This window comes from Pseudomonas sp. FDAARGOS_761 (assembly GCF_013343155.1).
Taxonomy (GTDB): domain Bacteria; phylum Pseudomonadota; class Gammaproteobacteria; order Pseudomonadales; family Pseudomonadaceae; genus Pseudomonas; species Pseudomonas aeruginosa.
In genome coordinates this window covers 5,872,004-5,886,448 of record NZ_CP054572.1, presented here as the reverse complement: position 1 = coordinate 5,886,448, position 14,445 = coordinate 5,872,004, and the positions used below count along the sequence as shown (strand labels likewise).

Below are 14,445 nucleotides of genomic sequence, written 5' to 3'. Positions count from 1 at the left end.
AATTACCTCTTTCATGACTTTTACTCATGCCTGGCATCTTGTTTTTCCTTTTGTGGAGCCATGCCAGTCGCACCGAGAATAGCCGCATTCTCAACGCCGACAGGCCATTGCGGCAACCATCTCCTCCTGAGCCATACTCATCCATGTCCTCGCCATCCCTCGTCGAACTCAAAGCCATCCTGCGCCTGGCGGGCCCGTTGATCGCCGCCCAGCTGGCCTATGTCGCCATGGTCTTCACCGACACCGTGATGATGGGCAAGCTCGGCCCCGACGCGCTGGCCGCCGGCGGCCTGGGCGCGGTCAGCTACGCCTTCGTCTCGACGTTCTGTGTCGGCGTGGTGGCAGCGGTCGGCAACCTGGTGGCGATCCGTCACGGCTGCGACGACGCCGCTGGCGCCGCCGCGGCCGCTCGCTCCGGACTCTGGGTCGGCGCCGCGCTGGCCCTGGCCGCCGGCCTGCTGCTATGGAACCTGCGGCCGCTGCTCCAGCTCTTCGGCCAGGCGCCGCAGACGGTGGACGGCGCCATGCAGTTCCTCCACAGCCTGACATTCGCCCTGCCCGGCTACATGGCCTTCATGGTCCTGCGCGGCTTCACCAGCGCCATCGACCGCGCCGGCCCGGTGATGGCGATCAGCGTGCTCGGCGCGCTGGCCAACCTGGCTCTCAACTATTCCTTCATAGAAGGCCTGTTCGGCCTGCCGCGCCTGGGCCTGGCCGGTATCGGCCTGGTCACCGCCCTCGTCATGAACTGCATGCCGCTGCTGCTGGCCCTGTATATCCGCCGGCAGCCGGCCTATGCCGCGTACTCGCTGCTGCGCGGACTGGGACGGCCGCAGCGGGCGATGGTCGAGGAGATCCTGCGCCTGGGGCTGCCCATCGGCGGCACCTACGCGGTGGAGTCGGGGATGTTCACGGTCGCCACCCTGTGCATGGGCATCATCGGCGATCACGCCCTGGCCGCGCACCAGATCGCCATCCAGGCGGTATACGTGGCGTTCATGGTGCCGGTGGGGTTGTCGTACGCCACCACCTACCGCATCGGCCAGCATTTCGGCGCCGGCCGCCTGCTCGAAGCACGCCGCGCCGGGCGCGTCGGCATCGGCTTCGGCGCGCTGTGCATGCTGCTCTTCGCCGGGCTCTTCTGGTGGATGCCGGAGGCCATCATCGGCCTGTTCCTCGACCGCGACGCCCCGGCCAACCGGGAGGTGGCCGCGATGGCCGTCTCGCTGCTGGCGATCGCCGCCTGGTTCGAGCTGTTCGACGGCACCCAGAACGTCGCCATGGGCGCGATCCGCGGTCTCAAGGACGCCCGCACCACCTTCCTGGTCGGCCTGGCCTGCTACTGGCTGGTCGGCGTGCCGCTGGCCTGCCTGCTGGCGTTCGCGGCCGGCTGGGGCGCCGCGGGCGTCTGGTGGGGGCTGGCCGGCGGCCTGGCCTGCGCAGCCATCGGCCTGACCCTGGCCTTCGAGTGGAAGACCGCGCGGTTGCTGCCGAAAGCCACGGCCAGCGAGACGTCGGCGCTCAATTGCCGAGCGGCTGGCCGCGGTGCGCCGAGCGCTCGCCGATGCCCAGGAAACGCGCCAGTTCCGCCAGCGGCAGCGGCGGACTGATCCAGTAGCCCTGCACCTGGTCGCAACCGAAATCGCGCAACTGCTCCTGCTGGCGCAGGGTCTCCACGCCTTCGGCAACCACTTCCAGGTTGAGGTTGTGCGCCAGGTTGATCATCGCCCGCACCAGTTGGAAGTTTTCCGCCCGCTGGTCCATGCCGCCGACGAAGCTGCGGTCGATCTTCAACAGGGTGATCGGCAGGCTATTGAGGTGGACGAAGGACGAGAAACCGGTGCCGAAGTCGTCCAGCGAAAAGCGCACGCCCAGTTGGCCGAGCGCCTGCATGGTCTGCAGCACCTGGTCGCTGCGCCGCATCACGGCGGTCTCGGTCAGTTCGAACTCGAGCCAGCGCGCGTCGACGCCGTGCTCTTCGATCAACCGTTGCAGGGTCGGCAGCAACTGGCTGTCCTGGAACTGGCGGAACGACAGGTTCACCGCCATGTGCAACGGCTCCAGGCCGCGCCCGTTGAGCCACTGCATGTCGCGCAGGGCGCGGGCGATGACCCAGTAGCCGAGCGGCACGATCAGCCCGCTTTCCTCGGCCAGCGGGACGAACTCGCTGGGCGTGAGCAGGCCCCGCTCGCCGTGGCGCCAGCGCACCAGCGCCTCCAGGCCGACGATACGCCCGCTGTCCAGGCACAGTCGCGGCTGGTAGTGCAGCTCCAGCTCGTCGCGACGCAGCGCCCGGCGCAGTTCGGCTTCGAGGTCGGCGAGGCTGCGCACGCCACGGTTGATGCGTTCGTCGAAGACATGGAAGGTGCAACCCTGGCGGCTCTTGGCCTGCTGCATGGCGATGTGCGCATGCCACATCAGCGGGTCGGCGCCTTCGTCGGCACGGGCGTGGGCGAGGCCCAGGCTGCAACCCAGCAACAGGCTCTCGCCATCGATCCAGTAGGGCTCGCCGAGGCATTCGACGATGCGTTCGGCGACCCGCTCGGCGCGTTGCGGATCGCGACGGGTGTCCAGCAGCAGGGCGAACTCGTCGCTGCCCAGGCGCGCCAGGCTGTCACCGTTCTCCATGAAGCCGCGCAGGCGGTTGACCACCTGCAGGATCAGGCGGTCGCCGCCCTGGTGGCCGAGGGAATCGTTGACGTGACGGAAGTTGTCCAGGTCGAGGTGGCCGAGCACCAGGCCACGCCCGTCGAATTCGCTGAGGCGCGCCGCGAGCAGGGTCTGGAAGCCCTGGCGGTTGGCGATGCCGGTCAGCGGATCCTGCTCGGCGAGCAGTTGCAGGGTCGCCTGCAAGCCCAGGCGCTCGCGCGCGTAGCGCAGGCAGCGGCGCAGGCTGTCCTCGGAGAGCTGTTCGGCGGCCAGCCAGTCGACCACCCCAACCGGCGCCTGCGCCGGCTCCTGCTGCAACAGCAGGATCACCGGCCAGGGGCAGGGAGTCCCCAGCGGCAGGCAGGCCGGCGTGGCCAGGAGCAGCCCGCGGGGCTCGGCGGCGAACAGGGTGGCCGCGCCCTCCCAGGTGGTGACGATGCTCAGCGAAAAGGCAGGCCCCAGCGCTCTCAGGCGTTCACCTAGCAGTGGCGCCCAGTCCGGCGTATCCGCCAGAAGGAGCAGGCGCAAGGGTTCTGCGGGCGCTGACAAGCAACCTCCAAAGTTTTAAGAATCTTCGTAAAGAACGAACGGCATCATCCTAATGCGGTAGGGAATCTACAGCAAAATGGCGTGAACGATCTCGGGATCGGTCACAGCTTGCACGCTAATTCTCGCGGATGCCAGCCAGCCTGTTAGAATACGCCCCCGCTTCAACCCTCTCTTCCGGCCTGTTCCTATGTCCCGACTCAATCCCCGGCAGCAAGAAGCCGTGAACTACGTCGGCGGTCCCCTGCTGGTCCTGGCTGGCGCCGGCTCCGGCAAGACCAGCGTGATCACCCGCAAGATCGCCTATCTCGTCCAGCAGTGCGGTATCCGCGCCCAGTACATCGTCGCCGTGACCTTCACCAACAAGGCCGCGCGGGAGATGAAGGAGCGCGTCGGCACCCTGCTGCGCGGCGGCGAGGGCAAGGGCCTGACCGTCTCGACCTTCCACAACCTCGGCCTGAACATCATCCGCAAGGAACACGAGCGGCTCGGCTACAAGCCCGGCTTCTCGATCTTCGACGAGTCGGACATCAAGGCGCTGCTGACCGACATCATGCAGAAGGAGTATTCCGGGGACGACGGCGTCGACGAGATCAAGAACTACATCGGCGCCTGGAAGAACGACCTGATCCTTCCGGAGGAGGCGCTGGAAAAGGCCCGCAACCCCAAGGAGCAGACCGCCGCGATCGTCTACCTGCATTACCAGCGCACCCTGCGTGCCTACAACGCGGTGGACTTCGACGACCTGATCCTGCAACCGGTGAAGCTGTTCCAGGAACATCCGGACGTCCTCCAGAAGTGGCAGAACAAGGTGCGCTACATGCTGGTGGACGAGTACCAGGACACCAACGCCAGCCAGTACCTGCTGGTCAAGCTGCTGGTGAAGGACCGCGCCCAGTTCACCGTGGTCGGCGACGACGACCAGTCGATCTACGCCTGGCGCGGCGCGCGCCCGGAAAACCTGATGCAGCTGAAGGAAGACTTCCCTTCGCTGAAGGTGGTGATGCTGGAGCAGAACTACCGCTCCACCAGCCGCATCCTCAAGTGCGCGAACGTCCTCATCGCCAACAACCCGCACGTATTCGAGAAGCAGTTGTGGAGCGAGATGGGCCACGGCGATCCGATCCGGGTGATCCGCTGCCGCAACGAGGACGCCGAGGCCGAGCGCATCGCCATGGAAATCCTCACCCTGCACCTGCGCACCGAGCGGCCGTACAGCGAGTTCGCCATCCTCTACCGTGGCAACCACCAGGCCAAGCTGATGGAGCTGAAGCTCCAGCACCACCAGATTCCCTATCGGCTCTCTGGCGGCACCAGCTTCTTCGGGCGCCAGGAAGTGAAGGACCTGATGTCCTACTTCCGCCTGCTGGTGAACCCCGACGACGACAACGCCTTCCTCAGGGTGATCAACGTGCCGCGCCGGGAAATCGGTTCGGCGACCCTGGAGAAGCTCGGCAACTACGCCACCCAGCGCAAGATCTCGATGTACGCCGCCTGCGACGAGATGGGCCTGGCCGAGCACCTCGACAGCCGTTTCCACGAACGCCTGCAACGCTTCAAGCGCTGGATGGACGGTATCCGCCGACAGTGCGCGGAGAACGAGCCGATCGCCGTGCTGCGCAGCATGGTGATGGACATCGACTACGAGAACTGGCTGCGGCAGAACGCCTCCAGCGACAAGGTCGCCGAATTCCGCATGAGCAACGTCTGGTTCCTCATCGAGGCACTGAAGAACACCCTCGAGCGCGACGAGGAAGGCGACATGACCATCGAGCAGGCCATCGCCAAGCTGGTCCTGCGCGACATGCTGGAGCGCCAGCAGGAAGAAGAGGAAGGCGCCGAAGGCGTGCAGATGATGACCCTGCACGCGTCGAAGGGGCTGGAGTTCCCCTACGTGTTCATCATGGGCATGGAGGAAGAGATCCTGCCCCACCGTTCCAGCATCGAGGCCGACACGGTGGAAGAGGAGCGCCGCCTGGCCTACGTCGGCATCACCCGCGCGCGGCAGAACCTGGCGATGACCTTCGCCGCCAAGCGCAAGCAATACGGCGAGATCATCGACTGCTCGCCGAGCCGCTTCCTCGACGAACTGCCCCCCGAAGACCTCGAATGGGAAGGCATGGAAGACGCCCCGCAAGAGGTCAAGGCGGCCAAGGGCAACGCCGCCCTCGCCGACATCCGCGCCATGCTCAAGCGCTGAGCCCGCCGCGCCTCGACTGTCTCGATTTTCACAAAAGTGTCTTGCCCGATGCCTAGCCTCGGGCGAGGAACTTTTGCCGCTCCACGCGCGACCAAAATTAGCTAGCTAACGAATTCCATTCGAGGACAGCTTCATGTCGAGCAAGAAAGTCGCCGAGATCGTCGTGGAAACCCTGGAAGCCGCCGGCGTCCGCCATTGCTATGGCATCGTCGGCGACACCCTCAACCATGTCACCGACGCCATCCATCGCAGCCAGATCCAGTGGGTCCACGTGCGCCACGAAGAGGCGGCGGCCTTCGCCGCGGGCGCCGAGTCCTACATCAGCGGACGCCTGACCGCCTGCGCCGGCTCCTGCGGACCGGGCAGCCTGCACTTCATCAACGGCGTCTACGAGGCCCAGCGCAACCGCGCGCCGATGGTGCTGATCGCCAGCCAGATCGTCACCCCGCAACTGGGCATGGAGTTTCCCCAGGAGGTCGACTTCAAGGCGGTCTACGCCAGTTGCTCGGTGTTCTGCGAGCAGGTGCACAGCCCGGAACAGGCGCGCCGGGTGGTGGCCCTGGCCTGCCAGGCGGCGCTCAACCGGCGCGGCGTGGCGGTGGTGATCCTGCCGGCCGACATCAGCCAGGCCACGGTGAAGGACGACCTGCCGTTCTCGGTGCATTTCCCGCAACCGGTGCTGCGCCCCAGCGACGCCGAACTGCAGGACATCGCCCGCCTGCTGGCCCACGGCAAGAAGATCGGCATCTACGCCGGCTCCGGCTGCCAGGGCGCCCACGACCTGCTGGTGGCCCTCGCCGACCGCCTCAAGGCGCCCATCGCGCACACGTCGCGGGCCAAGGACTTCGTCGAGTACGACAACCCCTTCAACATGGGCATGACCGGTATGCTCGGGATCGAGTCCGGCTTCCACATGATGACCGAGTGCGACACCCTCCTGCTGCTCGGCGCCGACTTCGCCTGGGCGCAGTTCTATCCGCAGAAGGCCACCCTGATCCAGGTCGACCGCGACGGCAGCCACCTGGGTCGCCGCCACCCCGTCGATCTCGGCGTGGTCGGCGACGTGATCCCCACCCTCGAGGCGCTCCTGCCGCTGCTCGAAGTCCGCGAGGAACGCAGCTTCCTCGACGAATGCCTGGAGCACCGCGAGCGCTCGCTGCGGACGCTGGAAAAAGAGGAGCAAGCCGGCAAGGGCGAGCTGATCCACCCCCAGCACCTGGTCAGCCTGCTCGACCAGCACGCCAGCGAGGACGCCCTGTTCACCGCCGACGGCGGCTCGGCGATGGTCTGGCTGTTGCGTCACATCCACAGCAACGGCAAGCGCCGCACCCTCACCAGCCTGGTCCACGGCACCATGGCCAACGCCATGCCCCAGGCGCTGGGACTGAAGAAGGCCTACCCCGAGCGCCAGGTGATCTCGATCTCCGGCGACGGCGGTCTGGCCATGCTGCTCGGCGACCTGCTGACGGCCATCCAGGAAAAACTGCCGATCAAGGTAGTGGTGCTGAACAATGCCTCGCTGAACTTCGTCGAGCTGGAACAGAAGGTCGAGGGCCTGCTGGACAACTACACCGACCTGCTCAACCCGGACTTCGCCCGGCTCGCCGAGGTGATCGGCTTCCACGGACGCAAGGTGACGCGCTCCGAGGATCTCGAGGCGGCGGTGCAGGAGTTCCTCGCCCAGCCCGGTCCGGCGCTGCTGGACGTGCATACCAACCCTGCGGAGCTGGTGATGCCGCCGAAGATCGAGTTCGGCCAGGTCGCCGACACCGCGCTCTACGCCGCCAAGGCCGTGCTCAGCGGGCGCTTCAAGGACGTCGAGACGCTACTGGTGAACAACCTGCTGAAATGAGCCGGCAGCGGCGCGGCCCGCCTGCCACGGGGCCGCGCCGGGCAGGCGCGGATTCCTGACCGCTCGATCATGTTCGCTCGTCCGAGAGAACGTCGCGCGCGGCGCCGGCTGGCGGTACAATGCCGCGCTTCATCAGCGACAGCCGCTTCGCAGGAAGCCACCCGTGGACATTCTCAAAGACAAAATCCGCTCGGAAGGCATCGTCCTTTCCGAGCACGTACTCAAGGTCGACGCCTTTCTCAACCACCAGATCGACCCGCAGCTGATGCAGCAGGTCGGTCACGCGTTCGCCATGCGCTTCCGCGACCAGGGCATCACCAAGATCGTCACCATCGAGGCTTCCGGCATCGCCCCGGCGGTCATGGCCGGCCTGGAGCTGGGCGTCCCGGTGATCTTCGCCCGCAAGTACCAGTCGCTGACCCTGAAGGACAACCTGTACATCTCCAAGGTGTTCTCCTTCACCAAGCAGACCGAGAGCACCATCGCCATCTCGGCCAAGCACCTGAACGCCCACGACCACGTGCTGGTGATCGACGACTTCCTCGCCAACGGCCATGCCGCCAAGGCGCTGATCGACCTGATCGGCCAGGCCGGCGCGAGCATCGCCGGGCTCGGCATCGTCATCGAGAAATCCTTCCAGGATGGCCGCGCCCTGCTGGAAAGCGAAGGCTACCGGGTCGAGTCCCTGGCCCGGGTGAAATCGCTGGCCGGCGGCCAGGTCGAGTTCCTCGACTGAGCGCCACTCAGCCCCGCTCTTCCTGGCTGGCCCGCAGGCCGGCCAGCAGCAAGCGCTGGTAGAGTTCCTCGCGAAGCCCCTGCGGATCGTCCAGGTCCATGCGCCGCAGATGCGCCGGGTAGGCTTCTGGCTCCGGCGCGTCCAGGGTCGCCTTGCCCAGTTCGAGAATCTCGCTCAGCTTCAGCTTGCGCTTGAGCCAACCCAGCGCCCGCAGCAGGTCCTGCTCGACCTCGTCGAAATCGCTGCCCAGGGGAAACTCCGGCAGCGCCGCTGCGTGGGCCTGGTGCAAGGCCTGCAGGCGCTCCGGGGTATTGTTGCGATAGCGTTCGGGCAGGACGAAATCCTTCGGCAGCTTGCCGGCCGACTGGGCCTGCTCGGCCAGCGCCTGCTGGAAGCGCGAGTCGGCGATGGCCAGCAGCGCGGCGATCACTTCCGCGTCATTCTTGCCGCGCAGGTCGGCGATCCCATACTCGGTCACCACCATGTCACGCAAGTGCCGAGGAATGGTGGTGTGGGCGTACTGCCAGACGATGTTCGAACTGACTTCCCCGCCGGATTCGCGCCAGCTACGCAGCATCAGGATCGAACGTGCGCCCTCCAGCTCGTGAGCCTGGGCTACGAAGTTGTACTGCCCGCCGACGCCACTGAGCACCCGGCCGTCCTCCAACTGGTCGGCGACCCCGGCGCCGAGCAGGGTCACGGTGAAGGCGCTGTTGATGAAGCGCGCGTCGCGCCGCTGCAGGCGCTTCAGCTCTTCCTGGCGGTACAGGTTGTTGACGAAGCCGATGCCGGTCATGCCGATCCCGGCGCGCTCTTCCAGCGACATCTCGCGCAGGCGCCGGTAGAACGCCAACGGACCGAGGAAGAAGCCGCCGTGCAGCCACACCCCGCCCTCCTCCGGCGCCTCGCCGCGCTCGGCAGCACGCTGTCGCGCTTCGTCGGGGTAGACCCGGCGGCTCAGCACGCCGGCCTCGGCCAGCGCCAGCAGACCCGGCACGAACATCTCGCTGCAACCGTAGAGCCCCCGGCGGAACGGCTCCAGGCCGCCGTCGCGCTCGACCGTCTCGGCCCAGCGCGCACGCACCCCCAGCTCGTCGATCAACGCCCGGTAGGTGGCGTTGTCGCGCTGGCGCAGCAGCAAGGCGGCGGTCAGCGCGTCGCCCATCGAGCCGATGCCGATCTGCAGGGTCCCGCCGTCGCGGACCAGCGCGCTGGCGTGGAGGCCGATGCAGTGATCCTGCAGGTTGACCGGCATGTTCGGCGTGGAGAACAGCCGGCTGCTTTCCGCCGGCGCGTCGATCAGCAGGTCGAATACCGACTCCTCGACCTCGGCGTCACCCGGCAGGTAGGGCAGGTCATCGTGGACCACGCCGATGGCGACGATGGTCTCGCCGGCGGCGCGACGCTTCTCCAGCATCGGCAGGAGGTCCAGGGTGATATCCGGGTTGCAGGCCAGGCTCAGCTTGCCCGGCCGCTCGGGATGCCGCGCCACCAGCTGGGCCACCGCGTTGACGCCCTTGGCATTGATGTCGCGGGCGACGTGGCTGTAGTTGCAACTGATGTAGTGCTGCTGCGCCGGCGCGCTGTCCAGCAGGCTGCCGGGCTGCAGGTAGAACTCCTCGACGCGGATGTTCGCCGGCAGTTCGTCGCGGCGCAGGGCGTGCAGGTAATCCAGCTCCGGGTAGTCGGCGAAGACCCGTTCGGCGAAAGGCTCGAGGAAACGCCGTTGCAGGTCGCCGCCAGCGGCGGGACGCCCCAGGGAAAGCGCGGTATACAGCGTCAGCTGGCGCTCCGGCAGGGTCCGCAGCCGCTGGTACAACGCATTGACCAGTCGGTTGGGCTTACCCAGCCCGAGGGGCAGGCCCATGCGGATCGGGCCCTCGATGGTCTGCAGCAAGTGATCGACTGCGGCGTCGATGGAACAGGTTCGGCTCAAGACGATGCCCTCCGGCGAATGGGTAGCCGGAAGTTTGGACCCTGTTTGCCGGCGGGACGATCCGCCAGCGGGAAAAACCCGCACCGCGGATACGAAAAAGCCGCCAGGAGGCGGCTTTTCGCGACACTGTCCCGGCGTTGTTACAGACCGGACATATGCTTGATCGCGGCTTTCAGCTCGTCGTCCGAGCAATCGGCGCAGGTGCCTTTCGGCGGCATGGCGTTGATACCGGAAATCGCCTTGGCCAGCAGGCCATCGAGGCCGCCCTGCTCCTTGGCGCGCTTGCCCCACTCGGCCTTGTCGCCAACCTTCGGCGCGCCCAGCAGGCCAGTGCCGTGGCAGGTGTTGCAGGTCTTGCCGACGATGTCTTCGCCGGAACGCGCACCGCCGCCACCGGCGGCTGCCGCGACGGCGCCGACGCCTTCGCATTCCTTGCCTTGTACGCAGACCTTGCCTACCGGCTCGAGGCGCTTGGCGATCGCATCGTCAGTGGTCGTAGCCTGAGCGCTTACAGCCCACAGGGCCAACACGGCAGCTTGGGCCGCCAGCATTTTTTTAATCAGGTTCACCCTTACACCCTCATCGTGGCTTATCACACCCGGGCACGATACCGATCACTGCGGGCCGCGCGGGCGGGCGCAAGTATAACGGCAAAGAAAGCCCGGCAGAAACAATTGCACACCCTCGCAAAGCCTTGCGGCATTAGGTCGCAGCCCCGCATGCCCCTTGTCGGCCGGCGCCCTTCGGGCCCGGCGGGGTCTTGTGCTTCAGGTCAGAAATTTGCGGGCGTGGTGGCGCTGATCAAGCGTGCCGGCACATCGTAGGGATTGCGAAAACGGTGCGGCTTGTTGCTCTCGAAATAGTAGCTGTCGCCGCGCTCGAGCACATAGGTCTCGCTGCCGACGGTCAGTTCCAGGCGCCCGTCGACCAGCACGCCGGCCTCCTCGCCTTCGTGGTTGAGCATTTCCTCGCCGGTGTCGGAGCCCGGCGGGTAGGTTTCGTCGAGGAAGGCGATCGCCCGGCTCGGGTGCGCCTTGCCCACCAGGCGCATGGACACCGCGCCGCTGGAAATGTCGATCAGTTCGTCTGCCTTGTAGACAACCTGGGTATGGCTGTCCTGCTCCAGGTCCAGGGAGAAGAACTCCACCAGGGACATGGGGATACCGCCCAGCACCTTCTTCAGCGAACTGATGGAAGGGCTCACGCTGTTTTTCTCGATCATCGAGATAGTGCTGTTGGTGACACCCGCCCGTTTGGCGAGTTCGCGCTGGGAAAGACCTTTGAGCTTTCGGATGGTTTGCAGACGAGCACCGACGTCCAAGGGTGGAGTCCTCCTTATTCTTCTGGCAGGCAAGGCAAAACGAGGCCGCACACGGCTGGCGACCTCAAGTCGGCCGTATCATGGCAACACTGTTCAGTATTTACAACAGATCGGTCGACATGCCTGCGCAAAGAATTCGGAAAGTTTTTCTCAAGCCCCGGAATAGACGCGCGGCACCCTTTTCAGGTTGCACAGCAGTTGGTAGGGAATGCTGCCGAACTGCGCCGCCAGGGCGCCGACCGGCACGTTCGGGCCCCATAGTTCGACCCGGCTGCCCAGCCCGGCCTGGGGATGGTCGGTAAGGTCGACGGTGAGCATGTCCATCGATACCCGGCCAACCAGGCGCCCCGGCTTGCCGTCGATGAACACCAGGGTGCCGTCGGCGGCGTGCCGCGGATAGCCATCGGCGTAGCCCATGGCGACCACGCCGATGCGCTGGCTACGCTCGGTGCTGTAGCGCGCGCCGTAGCCGACCGGTTCGCCGGCCGGCAGGTCGCGGACGCTGATCACCTTCGATTCCAGGGTCATCACCGGGCGCAAGCGGTCGGCCAGCGGGTGTTCGCGCTCGAACGGCGTGGCTCCGTAGAGCAGGATGCCCGGACGTACCCAATCGCTGGGCACCTTCGGCCAGCCGAGCACGGCTGGCGAATTGCGCAGGCTGATCTCGCCTTCCAGGCCCTGGCTCGCGGCCGCGAAGGCGGCGAGCTGTTCCTCGGTGCGCGGGCAATCCAGTTCGTCGGCGCGGGAGAAGTGACTCATCATCACGATCTTCGCCACCTTGCCGCTGGCCCGCAGGCGCTCGTGGGCGGCGCGGAAGTCCTCGGGGAAGAAGCCGACGCGGTGCATGCCCGAATCCATCTTCAGCCAGACGTTCAGCGGGCGGTCCAGGCTGGCGCGTTCGATCGCCTCCAATTGCCAGGCGCAATGCACCACGCACCAGAAGTCGTGGGCGACGATCAGCTCCAGCTCGGACGCCTCGAAGAAGCCCTCCAGCAGCAGGATCGGCTGGCGGATACCGGCCTCGCGCAGCTCCAGGCCCTCCTCGATGCAGGCCACGGCGAAGCCATCGGCCTCGGCCGCCAGCGCTTCGGCACAGCGCACCGCGCCGTGGCCGTATGCGTCCGCCTTGATCACCGCGAGCGCACGGGCGCCGGTGGCCTCGCGGGCCAGCCGATAGTTGTGACGAAGGGCTTGCAGGTCGATCAGGGCACGGGCGGGGCGCATGGCGACGGGTCTCTCTTCAGCGAGGTGCGGCATCGCGCACCTTTCATCAGGCGAAAAAAAGCCCGGCTCTCCGGCCGGGCCAGACAAAACTCAGGGCAGCGCAGCGACCACCGACATCTCTACCAGGATCTCCGGCTCGCAGAGCTTGGCTTCGACGGTGGCGCGCGCCGGCGCGACGCCGCGCGGCAGCCACTGGTCCCAGACGCGGTTCATGCCTTCGAAGTCGGCGTCGATGTCCTTCAGGTAGATGGTCACCGAGAGGATCCGGGTCTTGTCGGTGCCGGCCTCTTCCAGCAGACGCTCGATGGCCGCCAGGGTCTCGCGGGTCTGCTGCTCGACGCCCGCGGACATGTCCTCGCCCACCTGGCCCGCCAGGTAGACGGTGCCGTTGTGGACGACGATCTGGCTCATACGTTCGTTAGTGTGCTGGCGCTGGATGGGCATTCTTGGCGTTCTCCGGGGAATTGCTGTAGCGGGAAATATCCAGGCCTTCGGTGCTGATCTGCGGGCGCTTCTTCGCCATCAGGTCGGCCAGGTAGCGACCCGACCCGCAGGCCATGGTCCAACCCAGGGTGCCGTGGCCGGTATTGAGGAACAGGTTGCGGTAGCGGGTGGCGCCGACGATCGGGGTGCCATCCGGGGTCGCCGGGCGCAGGCCGGTCCAGAAGGTCGCCTGGCTGATGTCGCCGCCCTCGGGATAGAGGTCGGTGGTGATCATTTCCAGGGTTTCGCGGCGGCGCGGGTTCAGCGACAGGTCGAAGCCGGCGATTTCCGCCATGCCGCCGACGCGGATGCGCTGGTCGAAGCGGGTGATCGCCACCTTGTAGGTCTCGTCGAGGATGGTCGAGGTCGGCGCCATCTCCGGGTTGGTGATCGGCACGGTCAGCGAGTAGCCCTTCAGCGGATAGACCGGAGCCTTGATACCCAGCGGCTTGAGCAGTTGCGGCGAGTAGCTGCCCAGGGCCAGCACGTAGTGGTCGGCGGTGAGCAATTCGCCGTTGACCAGCACGCCGTTGATGCGGTCGCCGGCGAAGTCCAGGCGTTCGATGTTCTGGCCGAAGCGGAACTCCACGCCCAGGCCCTTGGCCATTTCCGCCAGGCGGGTGGTGAACAGCTGGCAGTCGCCAGTCTGGTCGTTGGGCAGGCGCAGGGCGCCGACCAGCTTGTCGGCGACCTTGGCCAGGGCCGGCTCGACGCGGGCGATGCCGTCGCGGTCGAGAACCTCGTAGGGCACGCCGGAGCGCTCGAGCACGGCGATGTCCTTGCCGGCGGCGTCCAGCTGCGCCTGGGTGCGGAACAGTTGGGTGGTGCCGAGGGTGCGGCCCTCGTAGGCGATGCCGGTCTCGGCGCGCAGTTCGTCGAGGCAATCGCGGCTGTACTCGGACAGGCGGACCATGCGCTCCTTGTTCACCGCGTAGCGCTCGGCGGTGCAGTTGCGCAGCATCTGCAGCATCCAGGCGTACTGGCTGGGATCGGAGGTGAGCTTGATGGCCAGCGGCGCGTGCTTTTCCAGCAGCCACTTCATGGCCTTCAGAGGAATGCCCGGGGCTGCCCAGGGCGAAGCGTAGCCGGGAGACACCTGGCCGGCGTTGGCGAAGCTGGTTTCCAGCGCGGGACCGTCCTGACGGTCGACCACCACCACCTCGAACCCGGCACGGGCCAGGTAATACGCACTGGCGGTACCGATGACACCGCTGCCAAGGACCAGAACTCGCATTGTCGCCTCCCACGTCGCGGAGGAACCGCGGACGTTTGTTATTTTGAGCGTGTAGATGCGCGCAGTATAGGAAGAGGCAGGCAGAAATAATCACCAATTTTAGGCGGTTACTCAGGTAAAAAACCGGACAAGTAGGGGTTTTACCGAGGCGCATCCACCATAAAACTGGAAAAATACCGCATATTTAAATGATCGAACTCAGGCCGGGAGCCGCTTTTTCGGGAAAGCCTGTCGCAGAACCCATGGAAAACGGCAGGAGTCCCT

The 14,445-nt window shown here is 66.3% G+C and carries 11 protein-coding genes; 4 read left to right on the top strand and 7 right to left on the bottom strand.

The annotated features are described in order from the left end of the window. Positions 1-143: 143 nt before the first annotated feature. Positions 144-1,610 carry a NorM family multidrug efflux MATE transporter gene (locus FOC67_RS27420; protein ID WP_009314513.1) on the top strand — a complete coding sequence of 489 codons (1,467 nt, stop codon included), beginning with the start codon at positions 144-146 and terminating at the stop codon, positions 1,608-1,610. Here the strand turns inward: FOC67_RS27420 and FOC67_RS27415 are convergent. Further along, entirely contained in the window at positions 1,522-3,198 is a 1,677-nt protein-coding gene (locus FOC67_RS27415) for a bifunctional diguanylate cyclase/phosphodiesterase (RefSeq protein WP_003121292.1), read from the bottom strand. The genes FOC67_RS27420 and FOC67_RS27415 overlap by 89 nt on opposite strands. A gap of 187 nt (positions 3,199-3,385) precedes the next feature. On the opposite strand from FOC67_RS27415, the gene rep reads away from it, so the two are divergent. The 3 genes from rep to FOC67_RS27400 all read left to right on the top strand — a co-directional run bounded on the left by rep (position 3,386) and on the right by FOC67_RS27400 (position 7,983). Beyond that, positions 3,386-5,395 (top strand): DNA helicase Rep, encoded by a 2,010-nt coding sequence (gene rep, locus FOC67_RS27410; RefSeq protein ID WP_003110454.1) that lies wholly within the window; start codon positions 3,386-3,388, stop codon positions 5,393-5,395. Between the two features lie 133 nt (positions 5,396-5,528). Further along, positions 5,529-7,247, top strand: coding sequence for a ubiquinone-dependent pyruvate dehydrogenase (locus tag FOC67_RS27405; protein ID WP_003096506.1), 1,719 nt, complete (start codon positions 5,529-5,531; stop codon positions 7,245-7,247). A gap of 163 nt (positions 7,248-7,410) precedes the next feature. Beyond that, a complete protein-coding gene (locus FOC67_RS27400; RefSeq protein ID WP_003096508.1) occupies positions 7,411-7,983 on the top strand; it encodes a xanthine phosphoribosyltransferase in 573 nt (190 codons plus the stop codon). A gap of 7 nt (positions 7,984-7,990) precedes the next feature. Here FOC67_RS27400 and FOC67_RS27395 read toward each other — a convergent pair whose 3' ends face one another. The 6 genes from FOC67_RS27395 to dadA all read right to left on the bottom strand — a co-directional run bounded on the left by FOC67_RS27395 (position 7,991) and on the right by dadA (position 14,181). Beyond that, positions 7,991-9,850, bottom strand: a complete 1,860-nt coding sequence (locus FOC67_RS27395; protein ID WP_003141992.1) for an acetyl-CoA hydrolase/transferase C-terminal domain-containing protein — start codon at positions 9,848-9,850, stop codon at positions 7,991-7,993. Between the two features lie 209 nt (positions 9,851-10,059). Continuing rightward, the gene (locus tag FOC67_RS27390; protein WP_003096511.1) at positions 10,060-10,488 is read right to left on the bottom strand and encodes a cytochrome c5 family protein; all 429 of its coding nucleotides are present in this window, start codon (positions 10,486-10,488) and stop codon (positions 10,060-10,062) included. A gap of 203 nt (positions 10,489-10,691) precedes the next feature. Continuing rightward, positions 10,692-11,240 carry a cupin domain-containing protein gene (locus FOC67_RS27385; RefSeq protein ID WP_003096513.1) on the bottom strand — a complete coding sequence of 183 codons (549 nt, stop codon included), beginning with the start codon at positions 11,238-11,240 and terminating at the stop codon, positions 10,692-10,694. A gap of 150 nt (positions 11,241-11,390) precedes the next feature. After that, on the bottom strand, positions 11,391-12,464 hold the full coding sequence (gene alr / locus FOC67_RS27380; RefSeq protein WP_009314514.1) for an alanine racemase: 1,074 nt from the start codon (positions 12,462-12,464) through the stop codon (positions 11,391-11,393). Between the two features lie 90 nt (positions 12,465-12,554). Next, on the bottom strand, positions 12,555-12,908 hold the full coding sequence (locus FOC67_RS27375) for a RidA family protein (RefSeq protein WP_003098273.1): 354 nt from the start codon (positions 12,906-12,908) through the stop codon (positions 12,555-12,557). Next, on the bottom strand, positions 12,883-14,181 hold the full coding sequence (gene dadA / locus FOC67_RS27370) for a D-amino acid dehydrogenase (RefSeq protein ID WP_003098274.1): 1,299 nt from the start codon (positions 14,179-14,181) through the stop codon (positions 12,883-12,885). Before dadA ends, FOC67_RS27375 begins: the two co-directional genes overlap by 26 nt. Between the last annotated feature and the right edge of the window lie 264 nt (positions 14,182-14,445).